The sequence below is a fragment of the Salinivibrio sp. ML323 genome, from assembly GCF_001995745.1.
GTDB classification, from domain to species: domain Bacteria; phylum Pseudomonadota; class Gammaproteobacteria; order Enterobacterales; family Vibrionaceae; genus Salinivibrio; species Salinivibrio kushneri.
The window spans coordinates 12826-38578 of sequence record NZ_MUES01000034.1 but is presented as its reverse complement, the minus strand read 5'-3'; the positions used below and the strand labels follow the sequence as shown (position 1 = coordinate 38578).

Genomic DNA, 25753 nt, shown 5'->3' with positions numbered 1-25753 from the left:
GAGGCCGTTTTTGCGCGCGTGGAAGATCCCATCGCGAATGCGGCGATAGACAAAGTCTTCATAGGGTTTGGCCCATGCCAGCAGTTGCTCGCCACTCGCCGCGTCGACTGCATATTTACGGATCAGCCACATCGCGGCTTGGCTGGCTTTTAATTCGCAGTTGGCGTGGTCGCGCAGAAGAATCGATTGGTTGTCAGGCTTGATGGCGTGTTCAATCCAACTGTCGGGCGTATGACAGTGCAGAAAACCATGAATAGGGGTGAGTAGGGTATTAATTTCTTGGCGTAGCATGCCGAAAACACTCTCAGACTGACAACAATGGCTGGGCATTATAAACAGATGGGATGCGAGCGCAAAGAGCTGGCAGCGCAGGAGGCGCTGCCAGGTGGGCGAATTCGGCCTACTTGTTCGATGCCCAAGGGGAACGGTATTGAATACCGAACTTGTCTAAACGCGGTAACTGCGCTTTGAGTCTGGCCAGATAATCGAGCCAGTCACGGCGCTCACTGTGGCTCCAGGCCGCTTCTGCAATGGCGGTAAGCCTTGGAAACACCATGTAATCGAGCCTGTCCTGATTGGTGATCAGTTCACTCCAGAGTGCACATTGTACGCCTAGCATATGCTCACGGGCGGGATCGTCACTGGCGAGGCTTGCTAGCGGCTCATACTGGTAGGCTTTCTCTAGTGGCGTGACGCCCGCCTAGTCGAGACCGGGGTCGGTGGCAGCATAATCTTGCACCATATCGAAATAGGTCGCCTGACCCGGGGTTAAAATCACATCAAAACCATGCTGCGCACAATGCAGTGCGGCCTCTTCGCTTTGCCATGAGTAGATCACGGTATTCTTGCTCACTTTATCGCCGTTCTGCACTTCTTCCCAGCCAACCATGCGTTTGCCCAAAGCGCGAAGCTTTTGCTCCGCATAGGTCAGTATCTGTCCCTGTAGCGAAGCGGTCGTTTCTCCGTTCATGCGTCTGTCCCGATAAATTGCCGATAAATTGGGCTATCCGTCCATACCCCGTCAGGGACTTCATCGGCACCAATATGAACCCATGAGGCGGGGAAGAGCTCGGCGACTTCACTTAATACCGTATCTAAAAATCGATACGTGCCCTCGAGGACTGGCGATAATACGTTATCGGTGTAGTGCTGTACGCTGCGGTAAGTCGAGCGATCGTCGGCATCGTGTAGCCAATCAGGCAGCGCTTTGATGGCTGCGCGACAGTGGCCGGGAATATCAATTTCTGGATTGACGGTAATACCGCGGGCCGCGGCGTATTCAATTACGTCACGCACGTCTTCTTGGCGATAATAACCTTGGTGGCGCTCTGCAACGTGACTGAACTGCGGGGCAGGGCGGGTATTGGGGCCGCGTTGACTTTCATAGCGTGTCAATTCAGGCAGGGCTAAATGTGCCTGTCCCCAGAAGAGAAAAATGTGCCTGTCCCCAGAAGAGAAGGCAGGGAAATCAGTGCCACGGGGGAGCTGGTGAGGCGGTCGCTGTCACTGACTATCACCGCGTATTTGTCACCGTGTAACGAGTAGCCAATGTGGTTGGTCAGCACTTGCATGATGGTATCCTTATTGGTCGCTATTGCTCGTACAAATAGCAGCGCACATAGTGGTTGTCGGCGAGCTTGGTCACGCTGGGCAACTGTTCAGTGCATTTGGCCGTCGCATGTGGGCAGCGGCCAGCAAAAGGGCAGCCGACCGAATCTGGTGTTCTCGCCCTTGTTGCCCTTTAGTCCTGCGTGAATGGATTTCCTTGGGTCGGGTACGGCTGAGACCAACAGCTGGGTATAAGGATGGTAGGGATGGTGAATAATCTCTTCGGTGTCTCTCCATTCAACCATATGGCCGACGTACATCACCGCCAAGTCTTGTGCAATGTAACGCGCGGTGGCGATATCATGGGTGATGTAGAGCAGCAACATTTGCAGGCCTTCGCTATAGCGCATCAGCTCATCACGTTTTTTAATGGTGGTGATATCGCGACCCCGATATTCAATGCAGCCGTCGGTCGGGGTCTAAAGAAGGCATAACTGTGCAGGTATCCTTGCTGAATGATAGGAGCCCCAAGCAATGCGCATATTTCCTCCTTCAGCGGAAAATCAGAAAAAGCCACTTGAAGCGATGGGGCTCGCTTGCCGTCTGTTTGTTGGGTGTGTTGTTGAAGGGTTGCGAAAGTACGTCCAAGTAACGAATGGTGATGAGGGTCTGAGCGCAAGTTAGTGCCAAAATTACCCAGTTTTTTGATCGAGTAGGTAACGTTACCCTGTTTATCGACCAAGGGGAGAGCATCAGAATCAGCGCGGGCAAGTTGGTCTTGGCAGGCGCGGTGATAGCGTTTATGTAAAAGTCGATACCGCTCGGTAGCGGAATAGTTGGGGCCGTCCTTGGGCACAGGTGTTTTTTACCCGTTCGCGTATGCTGTATTCAGGCAAAAAAAGGCCTCGACAGATGCCGAGGCCTTTAGCATTCCGAAGGTAAACGGAATTAGTGCTGAGGTTTGGTCGCCGGTGCGTAGGCAGATGCACGTGCCTCGGCGCTTCCCGCCGCTTTCGCTTCTGGGTTAGGCGCTTTAAAGGCAGCGATGGCCACCGGGCTGTGATCAACTGGTTCGTTCGGTGCCGGTGCTTTCATCATCGGTGATGTCGCTCGGCGGTATTGAATCGTTGCCGTCGGGGCATTGATTTCCGCTTCGCACTCAATCACTTTCTCGGTCACCAAATCGACCTCTGAGTCTTGCTCAGGGGTTGCCGTTGGCGCGTCTGGCGTCGCGACATTTGGCATCGCATCGACCACCGGTGTTGCTTGGCTTTGTGCCGGTTGTGACGCTGGTTCAGAGGCACTTGTCGAAGCCATCGGTTGGGTCGACACTGACTCTGTCTCCTCCGATTTAGCTTGCATGATAATGACTTTACCCATGGCCATTTCTGGACGGGCAACACCACTGGCGATAGCCTTATTGTTTTGGCGCTTGTCTTGGCGGCGACGGTCTTGTTTGACTTTCACCGGTTGCTCTGCCGACCACACTTTGCCCATCGCCATTTCGGGTGACGCCATACCGGTAGTCAGCGGCATTGGACTTTTCACCATTGGACGGCGACGACGACGCTGCCCACTGGCGCGAAGGTGGCGCGGTGAGCGACGGTTACGGCGCTTGTCCTGCTGACCTTCTTTCTTGGCATTATCAGGCTGCTGTTTGGCTTGCTGCGCCACTTCTGCCCCGACTTGCTGCAAGTCTTTACCTTGGTCAGGTGTTACCTCGGCCGCCACTTGGCTATCCGCATTGTCTTTGTTGATACGGACACTGCGATTAAGCTTACGACGTTGACGGCGTTGTTTAACCTGTTCGGTTTTCTCTTTCTTTTGGTCGGGTTGCTTATTACTTTTATCCGCTTTGTCAGCCTGTGGCTTAGTTGCCTTAGCGTCGTCCTGCGCCGCAGGCTTTTTCGCTTTGTCGTTGCGGTTATCGTTACGGGTTTTCTTCCCTTTACGATTATTATCGCGACGTTCTTCTTGTGGCTTATTCTGGCGGCGTTGTTTGTTGTTCCGTCCACGTTCACCGTTGTTGCTATCACTTTGCTCGTCGCGGTTTTGTGGCTTGTTATGGCTACGTGACTTATTGCGCTGGCTGTGTGATGGCTTCTGGCTTTGCTCTGTCTGAGCTGGCTCAGGTTGGGCGGCAGGCTGTGACGATGAAGCGGTTGCTGCATCATCAGCGGGCGCGGCAAACAAGCGCGAGAAGAACTGACTCACTTTGGCGAACAAGCCTGGCTGGGTTGTCGCTGTTGGCTCATTGGTTGGCGCAGCCGCTTTGGTTGCACTGGGTGCTGGCGAGTTTGGCGCTGCAAATCCCTGTAGTACAGGCTCTTCACGTTTTTTCGCTGGACGCGCTTGTTGTGGCTCTTCGCGGGCTTCTACATCCTTGAGCGCATCAATCTGGCTAGGCAACTGGTAGGACAGGTTCGCCATTTCTTCACCGCCGCGGACGCGAACCACATCGAAATGCGGCGTCTGCATGTCGGCATTGGGTACCACGACCACTTTGACATTGTGGTATTTCTCAATGTGCTGGACCGAGCGGCGCTTTTCGTTAAGCAGGTAAGAAGCGACGGGGACCGGGACAATACCCAATACTTGCGCCGTGTTCTCTTTCATTGCTTCTTCTTCCATCAGACGAAGAATCGACAATGACAGTGACTCGTTGTCACGAATCACACCGGTGCCTTTACAGCGCGGGCAAATATGATGACTGGCTTCTGCCAATGACGGGCTGAGGCGCTGACGTGACATTTCCAGCAAACCAAAGCGTGAAATACGGCCGATTTGTACCCGTGCACGGTCCATGCGGACAGAGTCACGCAATTTGTTCTCCACCTCGCGTTGGTGGCGGACAGGCGTCATATCGATGAAGTCGATCACGACCAAGCCACCTAAGTCACGCAGACGCAATTGGCGGGCAATTTCTTCTGCTGCTTCGATGTTGGTTTGCCGCGCCGTCTCTTCAATATCACTGCCTTTCGTTGCTCGGGCAGAGTTGATATCGATTGAGGTCAGGGCTTCGGTCGGATCAATGACAATCGAGCCACCTGAGGGTAAGCGCACTTCGCGTTGGAAAGCAGATTCGATCTGACTTTCAATCTGATAGTGGCTAAATAGCGGCACTTCACCTTCATAAAACTTGATGCGGCTGACAAAGTCAGGACGAACCAGCTTGATGTGCTCTTGCGCGCGTTGGAAGACTTTCTCACTGTCAATCAAGATCTCACCGATATCACGGCGCAAATAGTCACGGATCGCACGGGCAATCACGTTACTTTCTTGATGGATAAGGAAAGGCGCAGGGTTGGTGTTAGCTGCCTCTTTCACCGCTTGCCAGTGGTTGAGCAGCACTTTCAAGTCCCACTCAAGCTCTTCGGCCGATTTTCCCACGCCCGCGGTGCGTACAATCAAGCCCATCCCTTGCGGCAGCTCGAGGCCAGACATGGCTTCTTTAAGCTGGCTGCGCTCTTCTCCCTCAATGCGACGAGAAATCCCGCCAGCACGTGGGTTGTTTGGCATTAATACCAAATAGCTACCCGCAAGCGACACAAACGTGGTCAGGGCGGCCCCTTTATTGCCGCGCTCTTCTTTGTCTACTTGGACAATCACTTCCTGGCCTTCTTTCACCACATCTTTGATGTTTGGACGGCCTTGATAGGTATAACCGGAAGGGAAGTATTCGCGAGCGATTTCTTTTAGAGGGAGAAAACCGTGTCTTTCGGCGCCGTAATCAACAAATGCCGCTTCCAGGCTAGGTTCGATACGGGTAATGCGTCCTTTGTAGATATTCGCTTTTTTTGACTCATGGCCAGGACTCTCGATATCGAGGTCGTATAGCCGTTGACCGTCGACCAATGCGACGCGCAACTCTTCTTTCTGAGTTGCGTTAATCAACATTCTTTTCATCTGATTGTTCTCATTTATTTATCGTTGTTATTAGCGGTTGATGACGAGAGCAGTCGTCAATGCTGCCTGACCCCAAGTCTGATATGGTGCAGCCTCCCGGCTGGAGAAAATCAGGGGTGCGCTCGGGCAAGTTTTAATCGGCCAGCTGCAACGGTTTTTATGGCTCACCGGATTACGCAGTTGGCGTCCGCCGTTTTTACCGATGGCGGAGAGCTCTGACACTGACTAACGGTCTCGTGTCAACACACTAAACGGGTGCTTTTGGTTTACGTCTTACGCCAATTGCCGCGTAACGCCTTAAAAGCATTCGGAATTATGGTTCTTTTACGGATGTCACCGCATACAGCTATCGCTTGATGGATTCATCGCAGACTAAGCTTTTATCGAAAAATGCATGTTCCGCTGGTGAAGTCGCTGATACAGGCGATAAACTGTGTTTCAGATAAGCGTTTGCTTTTCTGATTAACGCCGCAACTATAGCAGGGAGACTAAAGTCCAGCAATCGGCTTTATTCGCTTATGTTGTCTTGGTAGTAAAACCGCGCAGATGTGGTGTTTTTTTGCACGATGATGCCTTTGTGCTGCTTGCGGCAATGGGGATGAGCACAGCCCGTCGCTGTGCTAGGTAAGAGGTAACTTGCCGTAGCAGGTGCATGTCGCTGTGCTTAGCGGTAGAATGAAGGTTATGACAGAACAAAAAACCCAAGTGCGATTCATCGACATCGATGACGACATCGCCGACCAACGCATCGACAATTTTCTGCGAAACCAGCTGAAAAACGTCCCCAAAAGTATGATTTATCGCGTGCTTCGTAAAGGAGAAGTGCGAGTTAATAAAAAACGCATAAAACCCGAGTATAAGTTGCAAGCTGGAGACGTGGTGAGAGTGCCTCCCATCCGGCTTCCCGAGCGCGATGAGAAAGCCGCTCCCAGTACCAAATTAGACAAAGTGGCTGCGCTTGAGCATTGCATTATTTATGAAGATGACCACCTACTTGTGCTCAATAAGCCTTCGGGTACCGCGGTGCACGGGGGAAGTGGGCTACAATTTGGCGCGATAGAGGCAATGCGCGCACTGCGTCCCAAAGCGCGGTTTTTGGAGCTGGTGCACCGGATTGATAGAGACACCTCCGGGATCTTATTGATTGCTAAAAAACGGTCTGCGTTGCGTCATCTGCAAGCGCAATTTCGCGAAAAAACAGTACGCAAAGACTATTATGCCTTGGTGATGGGCAAATGGCCGACTAAACAGCGCAAAGTCACGGCATCTTTACTGAAAAATGAGGTGAACAGTATTGTGCGTGTCAATTCAAAGGGGAAGCCGTCGGAAACCCGTTTTAAAGTGCTTGAGAGCTTTGCTGAAGCAACCTTAGTGCAAGCAAGCCCTGTGACCGGGAGGACGCATCAGATTCGAGTGCATGCTCAGTATATGGGTCATCCGTTGGCGTGGGACGACCGCTATGGCGATCCCCGTTTTGATGCGTATACCAAGTCGTTTGGGTTGGATCGTTTATTTTTACATGCGGCCACCATCTGCTTCCGACACCCGAGCAAGGATGAAAGCTTGACGCTCAATGCACCGATGGAGCCCAAGCTTGAGCGGGCGCTTGAGGGACTACGGGCAAAAACCGCATAATTTTTTCCGTATTCCTAGATCGTCAATACGCAGTATTTTGTCGCTGCATCTTGCAACAGTGAGTGTTGAAAACACGAGGTAAAAATGAACATAGAATCACCGACCACCGTTGATTATGATGCGGCGTCGAATATGGCAATAAGAAAGCCGCATCCTGCCATTGCCTCTTATTCGTTACTGATTTTTGATTGGGACGGTACGGTGATGGATTCGATTGGGCGCATTGTCTCCAGCCTGGATGCGGCGGCTCGTTTGACAGGGCAACTACCCATTTTGCCTCCTGAGCGTTTGCAAACCATGATTGGCCTGAGTTTAGAAAAAGGTTATCAACGACTTTACCCTGATGCAGATCCAACATGGTATGGCGATTGGATTCACCACTATCGCCAACAGTTTGTGCACGATAACCCGACGCCGTGTCAGCTATACCCTGGCGTGAAAGACACCCTTATGTCTCTAAAAGCGCAGGGGTTTCAATTGGCAGTGGCAACCGGGAAATCACGCGCTGGGCTTGATCGGGCGATGGCCGAGACGGGAACTCAGGATTTGTTTTCAGTGACGCGATGCGCCGATGAAACGGCTTCTAAGCCGGATCCTCAAATGTTGGATGAAGTGTTAGCGCATACAGGCATGCCACGGGATAAAGCGCTGATGATTGGCGATACCGGGCATGATATGCAACTAGCCATCAATGCGAATATGGCAAGGCTCGCGGTCACTTGGGGCGTAGAAGACTCTGCCAGCCTTTCGACGTTCGATCCCGTTGCCGTATTAAACAGCTTAAATGAGCTGGTGATGGAGAGAGCATAGTACTTGTTAAGGTCTGAGCGCTATCTTGCAGTCCCCAAAGATATAGACCATGATGAGTTAAGGTTTAGATGGAAGCGAAAATAATGAATAGAAAAATTGAAAATTATGGCGTTCAATCGATCCAAAGACCAAAAATTAAAGCGAAGAAAAGCATAGATTTATCGGGCGATCTTGGACGTCAGATTATTAAGTCTGAGACTAAACTGGCTTTACGAACACACGCGAATACGTTTAAAAAGCTAGCTGATATGTGATGGATATCATTTGTTTCCCCTTCGAGCGCGTTATTGAGATAAACGCTTTTATCTTAGCGTCTGGTCCCGGGATGCAAGGAGCTGTAGATCTCGGGAAACTACAAGGTGCATTGAGTAGAATTGATAATGCAATTATCTACGATGGGTTGGATGACGTATTTGAAATCGCCGCAAAATACACAGCATGTATTGCAGTCGCGCACGCGCTTCCAGATGCAAACAAGCGTACTGGCCTAGCGGTCGCTCTAGAATACCTGTCGCTCAACGATTTCGAAATCGTACATGATAACGATCTCCTTGCGGATGCTGTTCGAGACCTTGTTTTGGGAGAAATTAGTGAATGGGATTTCGCCGATGTGCTATACGCTCAATACGCAAGAGTATAAACAATATCCAATTCATGTTCCCCTTAAGGCAGGGAACGCCGACTTGGTGTATATAGCCACTAGATCACGTCGATACCCTCCTTTTCTAGCATTTCACGCAAGCGTATTAACGGCAGACCAACAAGGGTATTCGGATCGCGTCCGTGCATCGCATTGAAAAGGGCAATGCCCAAACCTTCACATTTAAAGCTGCCAGCACAATCTAGCGGCAGTTCTTTGTCGATATAACGAATAATTTCTTGTTCGCTTAGCTCACGAAAATCGACATGAAAGGGTTCAACGTCCGATTGATGCTCCCCCGTGTCACTGTTTATCAATGCAATCCCTGTATAAAAGGTGACTTGTTTGCCGCTTGCGCGTTTTAGCTGTTCGATCGCCACCTCTCGCTCATGCGGCTTGCCTAACACCTCCTCGTCTATTACACACACTTGGTCTGAACCGATAATGAGCGCATTATCGAACAGCGGCATCCCCGCCATGGCCTTTTCGAGTGCCAGGCGCTCAACCATGTCAGTCGCACGCTCGTGCTCCTGCCGACTTTCGTCAATGGCAGGAGAGAAGGCCGTGAAAGGCAGCGCAAACTTTTTAAAAATAGACTGACGATAGGGAGAACTTGAGGCCAGCACAATTTTTGGTGGTTGTGTGGAGTGCATGAGCGATCCTTCTTTCTTGCGCGCAGGGTTAGATTTGACCAAAAAACAACCCGCATCGGTGATTGTTTATTTCCAACTCTCAGTCTAACCTGAAAAAATGGTAGGCGCGACTTTGAGTCGGGCAAAGCCGTAGCGGTGTGCCTAGCTGGCTTATTGACGGCGGTGAAAGGGTGGGTTTTCATTGTTGCCGGTACGAATGGACAAAGCACCAGCGGCATCCCGATCACCGATGGACTGTGCGCTTTTGTCGCTATCACCCTTTCGCGCCTGACACAGGCAACATTTTCTTTGACTCCAGCGCATTTGGAGGCTAATATTCGCGCCCTATGCAGAAGGTAAAGCTACCGCTGACGGTTGATCCGTTCCGTTGTGCACAAAAGCAGCTTGACTATGATGGTCTTGTAGACAAGCAGCGTTTAGTGCGTCTCGGTGAGGCAACCCAAAGCATCGATAGTGATGCGGAAGTGATGCTTTCGTTCGACATTGACGCCCAAGGGCTCAAAACGGTCACCGGTCGTGCGACCGTCACAGTGAGTTTTGAGTGTCAACGTTGTTGGGAGCCGTTTTCATATCGCTATGAAACTGAATTCGTTTATAGCCCGGTTTTCAATGATGACCAGGTTGGCAATTTACCGGATGCTTATGAGCCGGCATTAGTCGACGAAAACGGTGAGATTGATCTGATTCAATTAGTCGAAGACGAGTTGATTGTGGCCTTGCCACAAGTCGCCATGCACGAAGACACCGACTGTAAAGTTAGTGCAGAGAACATGGTGTATGGGGAAATCCCACTTGCTGATGAGCGTCCAAATCCGTTTGCCGTACTAAAAAACTTAAAGCAAAGTAACGAGGAGTAGGGTCAATGGCCGTACAAAAGAACCGTAAAACCCGTTCTAAGCGTGGTATGCGTCGTTCACACGATGCACTGGGTACTCAAGCTGTATCTGTAGACAAAACCAGCGGTGAAACTCACCTGCGTCACAACATGACTGCAGACGGTTTCTACCGTGGCCGCAAGGTTATCAACAAGTAAGGTTGACCCTTGACTCGGTTAACCATTGCACTCGATGCGATGGGCGGGGATTTCGGTCCCCAAGTCACAGTGCCTGCCTCCGTGCAGGCATTGTCACGTTTTGCGGACCTAAACGTGATCCTAGTGGGCGACGAGCACCACATTAAGGCGTCACTGAACCAGCTCAATGCCCAGCATCATTCCCGATTATCTATCGTCCATGCCCCGGACGAGATCCCTAATGATATGCGTCCGTCTACGGCGCTGCGCCGAAGCCATGGCACGTCTATGCGCGTGGCACTGGAAAAGGTGGCCAGTGGTGAGGCGGATGCGTGTGTGAGTGCAGGGAACACGGGGGCGCTAATGGCGCTATCCAAGTACTTGCTCAAGCTCTTGCCTGGCATTGATCGTCCCGCTCTCGTAACAGCCTTACCAGGCGCCAATTATCAACGTAAATGGTTGCTGGATTTAGGTGCCAATGTGGCCTGTGATGCCGATACCTTATTCCAATTCGCGGTGATGGGCGCGGTGTTAGCGGAGGCTGAGTTAGGCCATACCCCGCGTATCGGCCTATTAAATATTGGTGAGGAAGCGATCAAAGGCAATGATTTGGTGCGTCGCTGTGCTGATCTCTTGCAGCACAGTGAGTCCGTGCGTTACACCGGCTACGTAGAGGGCGACCAGATCTACACGGGTGAGACGGATGTGATTGTCTGTGATGGCTTTGTCGGCAACGTGGCGCTAAAAACCAGCGAGGGAGTGGCACGTTTGATCATCGACAAGGTGAAAGCCCACCTCCACCCGCATCCTATTAAGCGTTGGATCGCGAAATGGCTATTTTCTGATCTATTAAATCAACTCCAACAGCTGAAACCCGACCAGTACAACGGCGCAAGTTTGCTAGGATTGCGCGGCATCGTTGTAAAAAGCCACGGACGCGCTGATATCGCCGCTTACGAAAACGCTATTTTTGAGGCGGTGCACGAGGTCGAACGGCAAATCCCAACTAAGATAAGTGACCGTTTAGAGGCAGTTCTTCTCGAGAGGCATTAGTAGTCTTCATGTATAGTAAGATTTTGGGCACAGGCAGCTATTTGCCTGAACAGGTTCGCACCAATGCTGACCTTGAACAAATGGTAGACACCAGTGATGAGTGGATTGTGACCCGTACGGGGATCAAGGAGCGTCGCATTGCTGCACCCACAGATACCGTTGCCTCGATGGCGTATCAGGCCGCCGTGCAGGCGATAGATATGGCTGCCATTGATAAACATGACATCGACCTGATTATTGTAGCCACCACCAGTGGTGAGCGTGCGTTTCCCGCGGCTGCCTGTGACGTGCAAGCCATGTTGGGGATTAAAGGGTGCCCCGCCTTTGATATCGCGGCGGCATGCTCTGGTTTCGTGTATGCACTCAGTGTGGCGGATCAATACGTTAAAAACGGCCTGGCTAAAAATGCGCTGGTGGTGGGCGCAGATCGCCTGTCTCACACCTGTGATCCCGATGATCGCTCCACCATCATTTTGTTCGGTGATGGTGCAGGGGCCGTCGTGCTCTCTGCCGATGAAAATGATGGTATTTTGTCCACACACTTGAAAGCTGATGGCAAATTTGGCGAGCTATTGAAACTTAAGTATCCGGAGCGTGGTCAATCGTTAGAAGCCGATGAAGCGTGGCTTTATATGGCGGGGAATGAAGTCTTCAAAGTAGCGGTAACACAACTGGCCAATATTGTGACAGAAACGCTTCAGGCCAACCAAATTGAAAAGTCAGATATCGATTGGTTGGTGCCACACCAAGCCAATTACCGGATTATTAAAGCGACCGCGAAGAAACTCGCGATGTCGATGGATCAAGTGGTATTGACGCTTGACCGCCATGGCAATACGTCTGCCGCATCGGTGCCAACTGCCCTTGATGAGGCGGTGCGCGATGGGCGAATCCAACGAGGCCAGACACTCTTACTTGAGGCGTTTGGCGGCGGATTCGCGTGGGGTTCAGCGTTAGTCAGATTTTAAATAAATAGGAAAACAGCTATGTCTTCAACAGCTCGTTCTTCAACCGCGATTGTCTTTCCCGGTCAAGGCTCGCAAGCCGTGGGTATGCTCGGGGAGCTCGCCGAACAATATGGCGTTGTGCAGCAGACGTTTGCAGAAGCGTCAGACGTGCTTGGCTATGACCTTTGGGCATTGGTCCAGCAAGGGCCTGACGCGGACTTAAATGAAACCCATCGCACCCAACCGGCGTTACTCACCGCGTCTGTTGCTATTTGGCGCGTATGGGAAGCTCAAGGTGGTGCGGCGCCCATGATGTTTGCTGGTCATAGTTTGGGTGAATATTCTGCCTTGGTGTGTGCGGGTGTATTGGATTTTAAAGAAGCCGTTAAGCTTGTCGAGTTGCGCGGTCAATTGATGCAAGAGGCGGTGCCTGCGGGTATTGGCGCGATGTCGGCGATTATTGGCCTCGACAATGACGCAATTGCCACAGCGTGTGAGCAAGCGGCGCAAGGCCAGGTGGTTTCACCGGTTAACTTCAACTCGCCAGGCCAAGTGGTGATTGCGGGGAATAAAGAAGCGGTTGAGCGTGCTAACGCCCTGTGTAAAGACGCGGGCGCAAAACGTGCATTGCCGCTGCCCGTGTCAGTGCCTTCTCACTGTGCGCTGATGAAGCCAGCAGCAGAAAAACTGGCGCAAGCACTGGAATCGGTCACGTTTAATGCACCACGTGTTCCTGTGGTCAACAATGCAGATGTAGCAACGCCGATAGAGCCGGCTGCAATTAAAGAAGCCTTGGTGCGTCAATTACATAGCCCGGTACGTTGGACTGAAACAGTCGAGCATATGGCGGCTGAAGGCGTGGAGCAGCTATTGGAATTTGGCCCTGGCAAAGTATTGACTGGCTTGACCAAACGCATCAACAAGGCGTTGAGTAGCGCGGCGGTCAATGATAGCGCCAGCCTTGCCGCGGCGAAGGCATAAACCGTATTACGAAGACACTTTGTGACTGGCGGCGTATGTCGGCAGAATCAACTAAAAGGGTAACCGAATGAAACWAGACGGAAAAGTAGCGCTGGTGACAGGCGCAAGCCGTGGGATCGGCCGAGCCACGGCAGAGCTTTTAGCGGAGCGTGGTGCCACTGTAATTGGTACGGCGACCAGCGAAAAAGGCGCCGCGGCAATCAGCGATTACCTCGGTGAAAACGGTAAAGGCCTGGCACTCAATGTGACCTCGACAGAGTCAGTCGCAGAGGTGCTTGATACGATCAAAAAAGAATTTGGCGATGTTGATATTCTGGTTAACAACGCCGGTATCACTCGTGATAACCTATTGATGCGGATGAAAGACGACGAGTGGCAGGACATTATGGACACCAACTTGACGTCGATCTTCCGTTTATCAAAGGCAGTATTGCGTGCGATGATGAAAAAACGCTGTGGCCGAATCATTAATATTGGTTCTGTGGTCGGTGTGATGGGTAATGCGGGACAGGCAAATTATGCGGCGGCAAAAGCAGGCGTGATTGGCTTTACCAAATCCATGGCACGTGAAGTGGCTGCGCGTGGCATCACAGTGAATACGGTCGCCCCTGGTTTTATCGAAACCGATATGACCAAGGCGCTAAATGATGAACAGCGCGCTGCGACTCTGGCACAAGTGCCAGCAGGGCGTTTGGGTGATCCAAAAGAGATTGCTGCAACGGTGGCGTTTTTAGCCTCTGATGATGCCGCTTATATGACGGGTGAGACCTTGCACGTCAATGGCGGTATGTACATGATTTGATCGAGGCCGTTGCAATCTCGAATGACACACGTCAAACTCCGATTGATTTGTCCCCAAATCGTGGTTTGACCAGCCGTGGAGGTCTTGCAACTTCCACATTAATGAATAAACTACAGCACATATCGCATCTGCGAATCTTGTAAGGACTAGTATTAATATGAGCAACATCGAAGAACGCGTAAAGAAAATCATCGTTGAGCAACTAGGTGTCGACGAAGCAGAAGTGAAAAACGAAGCTTCATTCGTAGACGACTTGGGCGCGGACTCTCTGGATACCGTTGAGCTGGTAATGGCTCTTGAAGAGGAATTCGATACAGAGATTCCAGATGAAGAAGCAGAGAAGATTACTACTGTACAGGCAGCCATCGACTACGTTGTCGGCGCTTCAGCGTAATCTCAGAATCCTACCAGGCGGTCTCCTTGACCGCCTGTGTTCTTTTTAAGCTATTCTAATTTCCAAACTAATATTCTCCGGAGAATATCATCGTGTCTAAGCGTCGTGTTGTTGTGACTGGCATGGGTATGTTGTCACCCGTGGGTAACTCAGTTGAGTCTTCATGGAAAGCTCTGCTAGCCGGGCAAAGCGGTATTTCCGCGATTGAGCATTTTGATGCCACTCACTTTGCCACTCAATTTGCCGGCATGGTTAAGGACTTCAATTGTGAAGACTACATGTCGAAAAAAGATGCACGAAAAATGGACTTGTTCATCCAATACGGCATTGCTGCCAGTGTGCAAGCCATTAAAGACTCCGGATTGCAAGTGGATGACAATAATTCACACCGTATAGGTGTCGCGATAGGTTCAGGCATTGGTGGTCTTGGTTTGATTGAACAAAACCATCGTGCGTATATGGACAAGGGTCCGCGTAAAATCAGCCCCTTCTTTGTCCCATCAACCATCGTTAATATGATTGCAGGGCACGTGTCGATTAACTACGGCATGCGTGGCCCAAACATCTCGATTTCAACCGCATGCACCACAGGCCTGCATAATATTGGTCATGCTGCCCGTATGATTGCATACGGTGATGCAGACGCCATGGTTGCCGGCGGCGCAGAGAAAGCCTCCACCGAGCTTGGTATGGGCGGTTTTGCCGCCGCCAAAGCATTATCAACACGTAACGATGATCCACAGTCGGCTTCTCGCCCTTGGGACAAAGATCGTGATGGTTTTGTGCTGGGTGATGGGGCAGGCGTGATGGTGCTTGAAGAATACGAGCATGCGAAAGCACGTGGCGCGACCATTTACTGTGAATTAGCCGGTTTTGGTATGAGTGGCGATGCTTACCATATGACGTCACCCAGTGAAGACGGCTCTGGCGCGGCACTGGCGATGGAAGCGGCGATTCGTGATGCGGGTATTAACCCTGCACAAATTGGCTACGTTAACGCGCATGGTACATCGACTCCAGCGGGTGATGTGGCGGAAAGCAAGGCGATTCGTCGTGCTATGGGAGACGCAGCCGATAGCGTGTTGGTCTCTTCAACCAAATCAATGACCGGTCACTTGCTTGGCGCGGCAGGCTCTGTTGAATCTATTATCACTGCCATGTCGCTGATTGACCAAGCCGTACCACCAACGATCAACCTTGATAATGTCGATGAAGGTTGCGATTTAGATTACGTACCGCACGAAGCGCGTGACGTAAAAATGGAGTACGCGTTGTGTAACTCCTTTGGTTTTGGTGGCACCAACGGCTCTTTGATCTTCAAAAAGCTGTAATGCGCATCGGCGTTTATACAGCCTAAAAAGAGTTTGCTATAGTAACGGCCCGACGATTCGGGCCGTTTTTTATTGTCGGTAAGGTTTTTATTGTCTGTAAGAGTAGTGACTGTCGAGGTTGATAGATGTATTGGGTAAACGGACACCCTTGTCGCGAACTAGCGGTCGCTGACCGAGGACTCCAATTTGGCGATGGCTGTTTCACCACTGGCCATGTGTATCAGGGGCTATTACTTGATCGTGATGCCCATATACTGCGTTTACAAAGCACTTGTGAGCGACTAGCCATTCACGGGGTCGATTGGTCGGTACTCGCGACAATGCTCGATCAAGCGTGTCAGCATTCGCAGGATGAACAGGTGTTGAAAGTGATCATCACCCGAGGGCAGGGGGGCCGCGGTTACAGTCCTAAAGGCTGCTCGTCGCCAACCGTGATTGTCAGCCTGCATCCGTATCCACGCCATTATCATCACTGGCAACAGCATGGCGTGGCGTTGGCGACGACGCACATACAACTTGGTGCGTCACCTTTGGCGGGGCTTAAACATCTCAATCGATTAGAGCAGGTGTGCCTAAAGCTGGCACTGGAAGACGCGGAGGCCGATGATTTCGTGGTCGCGGACATGTTTGGCAACCTAGTTGAAACCACGGCATCTAACCTTTTCTGGTGCCAAGACCATGTCATCTATACACCTGATTTAGCCTATGCCGGTGTGGCGGGATTAATGCGAGAAAAAGTGATGGCGGTGATTGAAGGTTTCACGGACTACCAATGTAAAACGGTCGCGGTCGATGAGGCGGCGCTATGGCGTGCCGATGAAGTGTTTATTTGCAATACCTTGATGAAGGTGGTGCCAGTGACATCCATCAATGAAACAAGCTATACAACGCATACGCTGACAAGGCGATTACAACAGAGGTTAAACGCGTGCTAAAAAAGCGATTTTTGGGGCTGATGAGCGTATTGATGGCGATAGTCTTGGCCTCAGTCGCTGGGGTACTTTGGCAAACGAAGGCGTTTATTTCCACGCCGTTATGCTTGCAGACGCCTCAGCTATTCACCGTACCTAGCGGTGCACATTACCATAAGGTCATTGCAAAATTTGAAGACAACGGTTGGATGGCGTCAAGCATCTGGTCGAAATTTGCGCCACGGATTTATCCAGAGCTGACTCGGGTACAAGCGGGCACCTTTCAGATCCAACCTGGACAAACGTTGGCTGAGGCATTCGCGACCCTGCGTTCAGGCCAGCAATATCAAGATGAAATCACCTTTGTCGAAGGGAGTACGTTCGCTCAGTGGCGTAATCAAATCCAATCAGCCCCGCATCTCGAACAAACATTAATCGGGATGAGTGAGGCCGCCATTGCTGACGCGTTAGGGATCAGTCACGATAAATTGGAAGGCTTATTGCTACCTGAAACCTACGCTTATGACGTGGGAGATACCGATATGGCATTGCTAAAACGCGCCGCGCGTGCAATGGAATCGACCTTGAAGCAGGCCTGGCAGCAACGTATCGAGGACTTGCCTATTGAGACCCCTTATCAGCTATTAATATTGGCCTCCATCATTGAAAAAGAGACCGCGGTGGCGAGTGAACGTGAAAAGGTGGCGTCGGTGTTCGTGAACCGGCTACGACGTGGTATGCGTTTGCAAACCGATCCGACCGTGATTTATGGCATGGGTGATAAGTATGAGGGCAATATTCGTAAGCGTGATTTGCGCACACCAACCCCCTACAACACCTATGTGATTAATGGCTTGCCACCGACGCCGATCGCAATGCCAGGTAAAGCGTCGATCTTTGCCGCGGCGCAGCCAGCAAAAACGGATTACTACTATTTTGTCGCCACGGGTAAAGGCGGCCACCAATTTTCTACCACCTTGGCCGAACATAATCGAGCCGTGCGTGATTATCTAAAAGTGTTGAAGAATCAATGAAGAACCATTTCATCGTTGTAGAAGGCCTTGAAGGCGCGGGCAAAAGTACGGCCATCAATCAGATCAAACAGGTGTTACTCGACGTCGGCATCAAAGATGTGATCACCACGCGAGAGCCCGGTGGTACGCCGCTTGCCGAACAGTTGCGAACGCTTGTCAAACAAGGCCACCCGGATGAACCGCTCACGGATAAAGCCGAGCTGCTCATGCTTTATGCCGCCCGAGTACAGCTTGTCGAAAATGTGATTAAACCTGCCTTGGCAAAGGGTCAATGGGTAGTGGGTGATCGCCATGATATGTCATCACAGGCTTATCAAGGTGGGGGACGGGGTATGGACACGTCGCTGATGCAGAGCCTCAAAGAAACGGTATTGGGAGAGTTTGCTCCCTCACTGACTCTATATATGGACATCGACCCGGAGGTAGGCCTGGCACGTGCGCGTGGCCGTGGTGATCTGGACCGGATTGAGAAAATGCAACTTGATTTTTTTGAGCGCACGCGAGCGCGCTATCTGGCTTTGGCAAACGACGATCCCAGTGTGGTGGTGATTGATGCGGGCCAGTCGCTAGACACAGTGACCGCTCAGATTAAGACGGCACTAGAAAACTGGCTTAAGCAGCAGACAGGCGTATGAGTGACAAGATAACATTGGCATATCCCGCGCCTTGCGTTTATCCCTGGTTTGAAGGCGTGTGGGCGCATTGGCAGCAGCTATTGATCAGTGCAAGGTTTCCGCATGCGCTCTTGTTGGCCGCGCCCCCGGGCAGCGGACGTCGCGCGTTGATCAGCCAGCTTGCCAAGGTAAGGCTGTGTAGTGACCAAACCGATAGCGCTTGTGGTCATTGCCATCATTGCCAGCTTTTCGCGGCGGGAAACCATCCTGATATTCACTGGCTCGCCCCCGAGAAACCCGGTAAGCAGATTAGTATCGATGCAGTCCGCAAGGTGCAACGACAAGCGCTGGAAACGTCGCAATTGGGCGGGGCGCGCTTTATTGTTATCGAGTGTGTCGAACGTTTAGGGGAAGCCGCGGCCAATGCGTTGCTTAAATCGCTAGAAGAGCCACCTTCAGGGTGTTACTTCGTATTGTTGACAGACTCGCTGGATAGTTTACTTGCGACCATTGTCAGTCGCTGTAGTGTGTGGAAGGCTCCGCAGGCGGAGGCTGACACAGCCAAGGCGTGGATCGAGCAAGCATTACAGCGTTCGGTGCCAGATCATGCGGTGGGTTTATACCGTGGCGCGCCCTTGGCTGCCAGTGACTTTGTGGCATCGGGCGGGTTAGATCATCACCATGCTGTGGTGGAAGGGTTTTCTACCTATGTGTGTGAGCAAGCGGGCTTATTTGACACTATTGAGGTCTTGGTCGCACACTATCCCGCTTCATTGAACTGGCTCAGTCATTTTCTGCTTGATGTACTTAAATGGCGTCAAGGTGTGGGACAAACCATTGTGCATCGGCATCATCACCAACGGGTGGCGGAAGTGGCCAATGCACTGACCACTCAGCAAGCTCATTCATTATTACGCGCGCTGCATCAATTACAGCGCCAGTTACAAATTCATACAGGGCTAAATACCGAACTGGTGGTTAGCCAGTGGTTATTATCGATTGGAGAATAACGTGTTAATAGACTCTCATTGCCATCTCGACAAACTGGATTACGACTCGCTGCACCAGAATGTTGCCGATGTTTTAGATAAAGCGCAGGCAAGGGGCGTCGACTATTTTCTCTCGGTGGGAGTCACGCTAGATAGTTTTCCGGCGATGCTAGACATGATCCGACCTTATCCGCATGTTTTTGCCTCATGTGGCGTGCATCCTTTGGATATTGAAAATGGTTTCGATTATGACCGACTGAAAGCCTTAGCCGCTGATGAGCGTGTCGTCGCGGTGGGAGAGACAGGGCTGGATTACCACTATCAGCCAGAGCTTGCCGAGCAGCAGCAAGCGATCTTCCGTCAGCATGTCCGCCTCGCGGTTGAGCTCAACAAACCCTTGATTATCCATACGCGCGCRGCACGTGAAGACACACTTGCGATATTACGTGAGGAGGGCGCCGAGCGCGTCGGCGGTGTGCTACACTGCTTTACAGAAAGCTATGAAATGGCACAAGCAGCGATTGAGATGGGGTTCTACATTTCAATTTCTGGAATAGTGACGTTCAATAAAGCCACAGAGCTGAAAGATGTGGTGCGTCGCATCCCGCTTGACCGCCTGCTGGTTGAAACAGACTCGCCTTACTTGGCACCTGTTCCCCATCGTGGCAAGCAAAATCAGCCGGCTTATGTGAAAGAAGTCGCTGAGTACGTCGCGATGTTAAAAGGTGAATCGGTGGAAACGGTTTGTGACATCACCAGCCGTAACTTTTTTGCGCTTTTTTCTGGTGCAAACCCGCAATAATTCAAGTCGCCCGATTGTTCAGTCGGGCTTTTTTCCTACCTGAATGTACCCATGAATGATAACGACAAAAAGCGCGGCTTTTTATCGCTATCAAGCGCGTCGTTTTGATGATGATCTGACTATACTGTCGTCAATAATCGGTTGTTTTTTCCTCAGGTTGTTGCTTTGCACTGAATGCGGCTCGAAATTTGATCTGGCGCAATTTTCTCATAACCACATGGAAAATAAAGAAAAAGTGGCCATTGTAACGTTTATCGTGCCCATGAGATTTTTCGTTACGTAAAATAACGTTTGAGGTTTTTAAGTCGCTGTTTTTTTATGCGGTCTTTTTATCCTCTGTCAGTGTAAAAAGTCATTTTTAATCATAATCTTACGTTTATTTTTGTTGTTTTTGTCACCCGTTCGGTTTGTGATCTATATTTACTTTTTAATCAGTAAAATCGTTACTGATGGGCAAGGTGATGATTCGCCCCTTATAGTTTGGGTGAGTTCAATAATCACAAATCGTTTGTTCTCTGGGCACCTGTTGTATCGTGCGACCTCTCGCGGGGGAATCGAAAGGTCTGTCTTCAGAGACACATTGTTAAACGTCCTTGTCAGGAGCAAGAACTATGTCAAAAAACCTCTTTGCTAACCTGCAAAAAGTCGGTAAGGCGCTGATGCTTCCAGTATCTGTGCTTCCGGTCGCAGGTATACTTTTGGGTGTTGGTGCAGCCAACTTTAGCTGGATGCCAGATATTGTTTCACACATGATGGAACAAGCTGGTGGGTCTGTATTTGGTCAAATGGCCTTGCTGTTTGCCGTCGGTGTGGCGCTAGGCTTCACCAATAACGATGGTGTATCCGGTCTGTCTGCCATTGTCGGTTACGGCATCATGGTGGCGACACTGGATGTCATGGCACCAGTCATGGGCGCTGAAGAAATCAAGACAGGTGTGCTTGGTGGTATTCTCGCCGGTGGTGTCGCGGCGTGGACGTTTAACCGCTTCTACACGATTCAACTGCCTGACTACCTTGGCTTCTTTGCCGGTAAGCGGTCGGTGCCAATCATCACCGGTTTCATTTCTATCGCGCTTGGTGTGATCCTTTCTGTTATCTGGCCACCAATCGGCAGTGGTATCGCTACCTTCTCTCACTGGGCCGCCGAACAAAACCCTGTGACCGCATTTGGTATCTATGGTGTGGTAGAGCGTGCACTTATCCCATTCGGTCTACACCACATCTGGAACGTGCCTTTCTTCTATGAAGCGGGTAGCTGTGTGAACAACGACGGCGAGCAAGTAAACGGCATCATGACCTGTTTCTTGACCGCTAACGATGCAACGCGTGAAGCGGGCAACGGCTTTGGTCAGCTGGCAGGCGGTTATTTGTTCAAAATGTTTGGTCTACCTGCGGCGGCATTTGCTATCGCACACTCTGCCAAACCAGAAAACCGTGCCAAAATCATGGGTATCATGGCATCTGGTGCATTGACCTCATTCTTGACCGGTATCACTGAACCTATCGAGTTCTCGTTCCTGTTCATCGCGCCAGTACTGTATGGTATCCACGCCATTATGGCGGGTGCAGCGTATGTGCTGACTAACGCACTGGGCGTTGTTCACGGCCATACTTTCTCGAACGGCTTTATCGATTTCATCGTGCAAATGCCACGTGCTGAGAACGTGATAACGCTGGTGCTACTTGGCCTTGGTTATGCGGTTCTTTACTACATCGTGTTCCGTGTGGTGATTCGCGCCCTTGACCTGAAAACGCCTGGACGTGAAGACGAGACGGTCGCTGACGTATCAACCGCGACAGGCTCTGAACTTGCTGGCGACCTGGTAGCGGCATTCGGTGGTAAAGATAACATCACTGGTCTTGATGCGTGTATCACTCGCCTACGTGTCTCAGTGGCTGACACTGAAATTGTTGACCAAGACAAGCTTAAGCAGCTAGGTGCAGCGGGCGTGGTTGTGGTATCAGGTGGCGTACAAGCTATCTTTGGTACCAAGTCAGACAACCTGCGTACTGAAATGGATAACTGGATGCGCAGCCAATAATTGCATGCGCTAAACCAGCAAATATGAAAAGGGGTAGCATCTTGCTACCCCTTTTTTCTTTAGTTGGCACCGAGTGAGAGAAAGAACAACATCAAAACAGGGACTAATAAACTGAGAATAAACCCGCTGACAATGGCAATCGGTACACAACGAATACCCCCAGTGCTTTGAATGATCGGCAAGGTGAAATCCATTGCAGTGGCACCACCATATCCAATTGCGGTGAGCGGGTAGCGTCGGATTAATATTGGAATAATCATAATCGCCATTAGCTCTCGTGCGAGCTCGAGAATAAATGATGCTCCGCCGTAAACCGGTCCCAGTCCGTCGCCCATCAAGATCCCCGCCAATGAGTACCAGCCAAATCCAGAGGCCATCGCTAAACCGTGATGATAGGGAATATCTAACCACCATGCCGCCAGCAAGCCACCGGGCAAGGAGGTAGCGACAACGAGAGCGGCAATCATCAGTCCACTTTTATTGAGGATGATTTGCTTAAGCGTCATGCCACTGTTACGCAACTGAATGCCAATCAGTAAGAGCAACAGTAATAAAATCCCTTCGCTGGCCGTATCGACCCAAGACAGATCGTGATTGAGCAATAGCCCTACGACTAAGCCAACGGCCACAGCGGCAATCAGTTTACCGGACTCTGACATCATGGTACTGAGGGTCAGCTTATGTTGGTGTCCATGGGTCTCGGTTGGGAAGAGCTTATCGAGAACAGGCAGGGCAAGCAGATTGGCCGCGCCAATGCAAATAAAGAAAGTGGCCGCGAAATACAAAATGGTGGAAATATGTTGCCCGAGGTTATCTAAGCCTGCGAGGCTTAAGCCCATCAGCACTAAAATGACCATCACTAGCCGCATCGTCAGGGTATTGACGGCGTTGAGGTAGCGCACCTGCTTAATGGGGATTAAATAGCCGATAATAAGCGGCGAGAAGATGAGTAGCATCCCTGAAAACATCTGATTGTGCTCGGTGTTAAGAAAGTAGAGCTTGAGGTTATCAACCGGTTAATAGGTGGGTCAATAAAATCAGACAAGGGTGGTGAAAGGGAAGACCACCCTGGTTTGTGTCAGATACTGCTTGCGTCCATGACTTGGTGTAGCTGGCGCGAGAACTCTTTGTCGTCGAGGCTGGATAGCTCATATAACGCTTCTGCGCCAGGCGCAGTGATTTCCACCTCATGATCCTCTATCGCGTCATCTTGATTGCGAAACATTAATAAGTGATTTGCCATTCTCGCGATATCTAAATAGGTGATATCGGGGCGTGGCTTGGTGTAAAGCTTGTTGTTGATGGCGACTTCGATAAAGTCACGGTCAAACTGCCATTGTTTGAGCACAAGACGACTGCAGTCGCCCGCCAGTGAAAAGAAGACGCGCTCGGCAATGTCAAATTTTAGATAGTGGCCCTGATTCATAAAGCGTTGGAACTCGCCTATCACGCTGTATAAGCCAATATCCGCAAGCAAACCCACTATCAGTGCTTTTTCGGGTTCCACTGAAAGCGGCTCATCACAGTAGTTCCTGACTCTTTGCGTCACCAATGCCATCGCAGCGGCAAGCTCCCGGGATTTTTGCGCACTTTTTTTCAATAGCGCGTTGCAGGCCTTGGAAAATGAGGCATCACTCTTAAGTTGATAGACGGCCGCGGCGGTGATGATCCCTAAAACGCGATCAACGCCAAGTCGAGAGACGGCGGTTTGAACATCTTTGCACTGGCCTGTCGCGCGAGGCGCGAACAAAGCAGAATTCGCGGCGTTAAGCACGGCCCCACATAAACTCGGATCTTCCAGTAAGAGATTGGCAATATCCCGCATGGTGGTATCCGATCGCTTACTGGCCTGTTGTATTGATAGAACGGCATCCGGTAAAGGGGGGAGGGAGAGACGATTGACGCGGATGCTTTCGACGGCGCGCTTATAAAACTCGGTTTCTAGGGAACGTAAGTACTTATCACGATCCGGTGAGACCCAAAAAAATGAAAGATGATCCATAAGTCCTGATAGTATTTGTCAGCAGCCTGCATAGTAATGGGACGCAGAATAAAAGAGAACCGCCTTTATCTCAATCGGTGAGCCTGCTGGCGTCTTTGATGATAATTTATACAACTCCCTTCATCTGTCGCTGACTTAGTCGTCGTCAATAAGCGGATACCGCAATAATTTATCAATAAACTCGGCCACCAATAAGGCAGTCGGCTGGGACAGTAGAAGCTGTTTCTGCTTCACTTCGATAGGAAGTAACTCCAACCAGCGAAGACAGACCCAGCCAATGTCATCGTACTGCGTTAACTGGAAGTGTTCGTGGCGTGTCGGATTCGAGCGATAATATTGCTGCAGCTTTTCACTCAGATAGAGGTAGTGGTCGGGAACTGTGTGGCGTTGCCATTTCGGTAACGGCGTATAATGCGCCATATTGACGTCACCTTCACCCGCGTCGATCGCAGTCACCTTGACACTTTCAATCCCTTGTAACGTCAACGCAATTTCATGCGCACCATGACGGTTGAAGTCTGCAATCTCGCAAAGCGTGACGATAGGAGAAATCGTGTGCGGCCGCTGCTGACCTTCATCCTCATTTTTCATCGCGACCAAAAGGCGAGGTGGTTCGCCTGCCTGTTGGAGCATTTGTAAGTAACATGACTCAGACAGCACATAGCTGTGCAATCCCCCAGGCAATAAATGACTTGCTTCTATTAACAGCGGGTGTCTCGACATGTCGGCTCCCTGACTATTCGCCTATCACTCTCAATTTAGCGCACTCGTAACGATGAGTTAAGCATAGATGCATCGAAGACTTTATTTAACAACGAAAAGATGTCTGCAGTAAATGCGACAAAAACCACACTAAATGAAAGGACTGTTTAATGATAAGTGATCAGATGCATAGTATTTGATTGCCATTTGATGCAACCTCCTCCCGTTAAAATAATCATGCACATTGACTAAATTGTCAGTCATGTCTATGGGCCGGCTGACGGCTGGATATGAACATCTATTCGCTGAAGGAGAGTTTTTGATGGCGAAGCAATTTGAAGCCCAATTAATGCGTTTTCTGGATAGTTATGGGGAAATGGAGCAACGCTCTATGTTTGGTGGTATTGGCTTTTTCTGTCGAGAGGCGATGTTTGCGCTGCTTACCGGAAAGCATGTTTATCTACGAGGGGGAGGCCAACTCACCGACAAGTTGATCGCTAAAGGGTGTGATAAATTTGTTCATGTGAAGAAAAGCACCTCAGCGGTGGTTAACTATTATGATGTGACCGCACTCTACTTAGGTCATGATCCTGATTTGCCTGCGATGATTGAGCAGTCGTTACAGCGTGCGATCAAAGATAAAGCGCAGAAAGTATCGGCATCCAGTCTTCGGCTGCGGGATTTACCCAACTTACGTCTAACTATTGAAAGGATGTTAAAAAAGTCGGGTGTAAAGGACGTATCAACGTTTTACAGCATGGCGCCGCAAGAAATGTTTCGTCGAGTGCAAATGACACACGGTAAAGATATCGATATCAATCTACTTTGGAAGCTCGCGGGTGCGCAGCAAGGTCGTCATTGGGAACTGATTGAAAAAGACGAACGCGAACGCCTGCTCGCGGATGTCTAGGTGAATCACTAGTGTAGGTAGGTGCCAGCCCTGAT

At 50.7% G+C, this 25753-nt stretch carries 26 protein-coding genes and 2 pseudogenes; 19 read left to right on the top strand and 9 right to left on the bottom strand.

Annotated elements, in window-relative coordinates; genetic code table 11:
- From miaE to rne, 5 genes and pseudogenes are all read right to left on the bottom strand, one after another.
- Positions 1-291: tRNA isopentenyl-2-thiomethyl-A-37 hydroxylase MiaE (gene miaE, locus BZG13_RS13870; protein WP_241824817.1), on the bottom strand; the 291-nt coding region annotated here is incomplete at its 3' end.
- 109 nt (positions 292-400) lie between these two features.
- Positions 401-1404: pseudogene (locus tag BZG13_RS13865) on the bottom strand (beta-N-acetylhexosaminidase); the annotation flags it as partial.
- Positions 1405-1406: 2 nt separating this feature from the next.
- On the bottom strand, positions 1407-1571 hold the full coding sequence (locus BZG13_RS15325) for a hypothetical protein (protein ID WP_158074908.1): 165 nt from the start codon (positions 1569-1571) through the stop codon (positions 1407-1409).
- Between the two features lie 20 nt (positions 1572-1591).
- Positions 1592-1937: pseudogene (locus tag BZG13_RS13860) on the bottom strand (oligopeptide/dipeptide ABC transporter ATP-binding protein); the annotation flags it as partial.
- 559 nt (positions 1938-2496) lie between these two features.
- On the bottom strand, positions 2497-5445 hold the full coding sequence (rne, locus tag BZG13_RS13855) for a ribonuclease E (protein WP_077487037.1): 2949 nt from the start codon (positions 5443-5445) through the stop codon (positions 2497-2499).
- A 693-nt stretch (positions 5446-6138) separates the two neighbouring features.
- On the opposite strand from rne, the gene rluC reads away from it, so the two are divergent.
- The 4 genes from rluC to BZG13_RS13835 all read left to right on the top strand — a co-directional run bounded on the left by rluC (position 6139) and on the right by BZG13_RS13835 (position 8539).
- A complete protein-coding gene (gene rluC, locus BZG13_RS13850; RefSeq protein ID WP_077487033.1) occupies positions 6139-7089 on the top strand; it encodes a 23S rRNA pseudouridine(955/2504/2580) synthase RluC in 951 nt (316 codons plus the stop codon).
- Positions 7090-7173: 84 nt separating this feature from the next.
- The gene (locus BZG13_RS13845; protein WP_241824816.1) at positions 7174-7899 is read left to right on the top strand and encodes an HAD-IA family hydrolase; all 726 of its coding nucleotides are present in this window, start codon (positions 7174-7176) and stop codon (positions 7897-7899) included.
- Positions 7900-7982: 83 nt separating this feature from the next.
- Positions 7983-8153: an acetyltransferase gene (locus tag BZG13_RS15530; RefSeq protein WP_077487035.1), complete on the top strand. Its 171-nt coding sequence runs from the start codon at positions 7983-7985 to the stop codon at positions 8151-8153.
- The gene (locus BZG13_RS13835) at positions 8153-8539 is read left to right on the top strand and encodes a type II toxin-antitoxin system death-on-curing family toxin (RefSeq protein WP_077487032.1); all 387 of its coding nucleotides are present in this window, start codon (positions 8153-8155) and stop codon (positions 8537-8539) included. The genes BZG13_RS15530 and BZG13_RS13835 overlap by 1 nt, the downstream gene beginning before the upstream one ends.
- Before the next feature lie 59 nt (positions 8540-8598).
- Here the strand turns inward: BZG13_RS13835 and BZG13_RS13830 are convergent, their stop codons facing one another.
- Positions 8599-9192: a Maf family protein gene (locus tag BZG13_RS13830; RefSeq protein WP_077487031.1), complete on the bottom strand. Its 594-nt coding sequence runs from the start codon at positions 9190-9192 to the stop codon at positions 8599-8601.
- A 326-nt stretch (positions 9193-9518) separates the two neighbouring features.
- Here BZG13_RS13830 and yceD point away from each other — a divergent pair, with 326 nt between their 5' ends.
- The 14 genes from yceD (at position 9519) to ptsG (ending at position 22104) form a co-directional block, all read left to right on the top strand.
- Positions 9519-10049: a 23S rRNA accumulation protein YceD gene (yceD, locus tag BZG13_RS13825; protein ID WP_077487030.1), complete on the top strand. Its 531-nt coding sequence runs from the start codon at positions 9519-9521 to the stop codon at positions 10047-10049.
- A 5-nt stretch (positions 10050-10054) separates the two neighbouring features.
- On the top strand, positions 10055-10225 hold the full coding sequence (gene rpmF, locus BZG13_RS13820; protein WP_046075434.1) for a 50S ribosomal protein L32: 171 nt from the start codon (positions 10055-10057) through the stop codon (positions 10223-10225).
- A gap of 9 nt (positions 10226-10234) precedes the next feature.
- Positions 10235-11257, top strand: a complete 1023-nt coding sequence (gene plsX / locus BZG13_RS13815; RefSeq protein ID WP_069362212.1) for a phosphate acyltransferase PlsX — start codon at positions 10235-10237, stop codon at positions 11255-11257.
- 8 nt (positions 11258-11265) lie between these two features.
- Positions 11266-12225 (top strand): beta-ketoacyl-ACP synthase III, encoded by a 960-nt coding sequence (locus tag BZG13_RS13810; RefSeq protein WP_069362213.1) that lies wholly within the window; start codon positions 11266-11268, stop codon positions 12223-12225.
- Between the two features lie 18 nt (positions 12226-12243).
- The gene (gene fabD, locus BZG13_RS13805) at positions 12244-13185 is read left to right on the top strand and encodes an ACP S-malonyltransferase (protein ID WP_077487029.1); all 942 of its coding nucleotides are present in this window, start codon (positions 12244-12246) and stop codon (positions 13183-13185) included.
- 67 nt (positions 13186-13252) lie between these two features.
- Positions 13253-13987, top strand: a complete 735-nt coding sequence (gene fabG, locus BZG13_RS13800; RefSeq protein WP_077487028.1) for a 3-oxoacyl-ACP reductase FabG — start codon at positions 13253-13255, stop codon at positions 13985-13987.
- A 157-nt stretch (positions 13988-14144) separates the two neighbouring features.
- Complete coding sequence (gene acpP / locus BZG13_RS13795; RefSeq protein ID WP_046075439.1) at positions 14145-14381, top strand: acyl carrier protein; 237 nt, start codon at positions 14145-14147, stop codon at positions 14379-14381.
- 92 nt (positions 14382-14473) lie between these two features.
- The gene (gene fabF, locus BZG13_RS13790; RefSeq protein ID WP_077487027.1) at positions 14474-15712 is read left to right on the top strand and encodes a beta-ketoacyl-ACP synthase II; all 1239 of its coding nucleotides are present in this window, start codon (positions 14474-14476) and stop codon (positions 15710-15712) included.
- A 125-nt stretch (positions 15713-15837) separates the two neighbouring features.
- Positions 15838-16647 carry an aminodeoxychorismate lyase gene (gene pabC / locus BZG13_RS13785; protein WP_077487026.1) on the top strand — a complete coding sequence of 270 codons (810 nt, stop codon included), beginning with the start codon at positions 15838-15840 and terminating at the stop codon, positions 16645-16647.
- Positions 16641-17657, top strand: a complete 1017-nt coding sequence (gene mltG, locus BZG13_RS13780; protein ID WP_077487025.1) for an endolytic transglycosylase MltG — start codon at positions 16641-16643, stop codon at positions 17655-17657. Before pabC ends, mltG begins: the two co-directional genes overlap by 7 nt.
- Complete coding sequence (gene tmk, locus BZG13_RS13775; protein ID WP_077487024.1) at positions 17654-18292, top strand: dTMP kinase; 639 nt, start codon at positions 17654-17656, stop codon at positions 18290-18292. Before mltG ends, tmk begins: the two co-directional genes overlap by 4 nt.
- Entirely contained in the window at positions 18289-19281 is a 993-nt protein-coding gene (holB, locus tag BZG13_RS13770) for a DNA polymerase III subunit delta' (RefSeq protein ID WP_077487023.1), read from the top strand. The genes tmk and holB overlap by 4 nt, the downstream gene beginning before the upstream one ends.
- A 1-nt stretch (position 19282) precedes the next feature.
- Positions 19283-20062: a TatD family hydrolase gene (locus BZG13_RS13765; protein WP_069362221.1), complete on the top strand. Its 780-nt coding sequence runs from the start codon at positions 19283-19285 to the stop codon at positions 20060-20062.
- A gap of 611 nt (positions 20063-20673) precedes the next feature.
- Complete coding sequence (gene ptsG, locus BZG13_RS13755) at positions 20674-22104, top strand: PTS glucose transporter subunit IIBC (protein WP_077487021.1); 1431 nt, start codon at positions 20674-20676, stop codon at positions 22102-22104.
- Positions 22105-22163: 59 nt separating this feature from the next.
- On the opposite strand, the gene BZG13_RS13750 is transcribed toward ptsG, so the two are convergent.
- The 3 genes from BZG13_RS13750 to BZG13_RS13740 all read right to left on the bottom strand — a co-directional run bounded on the left by BZG13_RS13750 (position 22164) and on the right by BZG13_RS13740 (position 24829).
- Entirely contained in the window at positions 22164-23072 is a 909-nt protein-coding gene (locus tag BZG13_RS13750) for a lysine exporter LysO family protein (protein WP_077487020.1), read from the bottom strand.
- 110 nt (positions 23073-23182) lie between these two features.
- The gene (locus BZG13_RS13745; RefSeq protein ID WP_077487019.1) at positions 23183-24106 is read right to left on the bottom strand and encodes an HDOD domain-containing protein; all 924 of its coding nucleotides are present in this window, start codon (positions 24104-24106) and stop codon (positions 23183-23185) included.
- 135 nt (positions 24107-24241) lie between these two features.
- Entirely contained in the window at positions 24242-24829 is a 588-nt protein-coding gene (locus tag BZG13_RS13740; RefSeq protein ID WP_077487018.1) for an LON peptidase substrate-binding domain-containing protein, read from the bottom strand.
- Between the two features lie 301 nt (positions 24830-25130).
- Between BZG13_RS13740 and BZG13_RS13735 the strand changes: the two genes are divergently transcribed.
- Entirely contained in the window at positions 25131-25718 is a 588-nt protein-coding gene (locus BZG13_RS13735) for a TfoX/Sxy family DNA transformation protein (protein ID WP_077458642.1), read from the top strand.
- Positions 25719-25753: the final 35 nt, after the last annotated feature.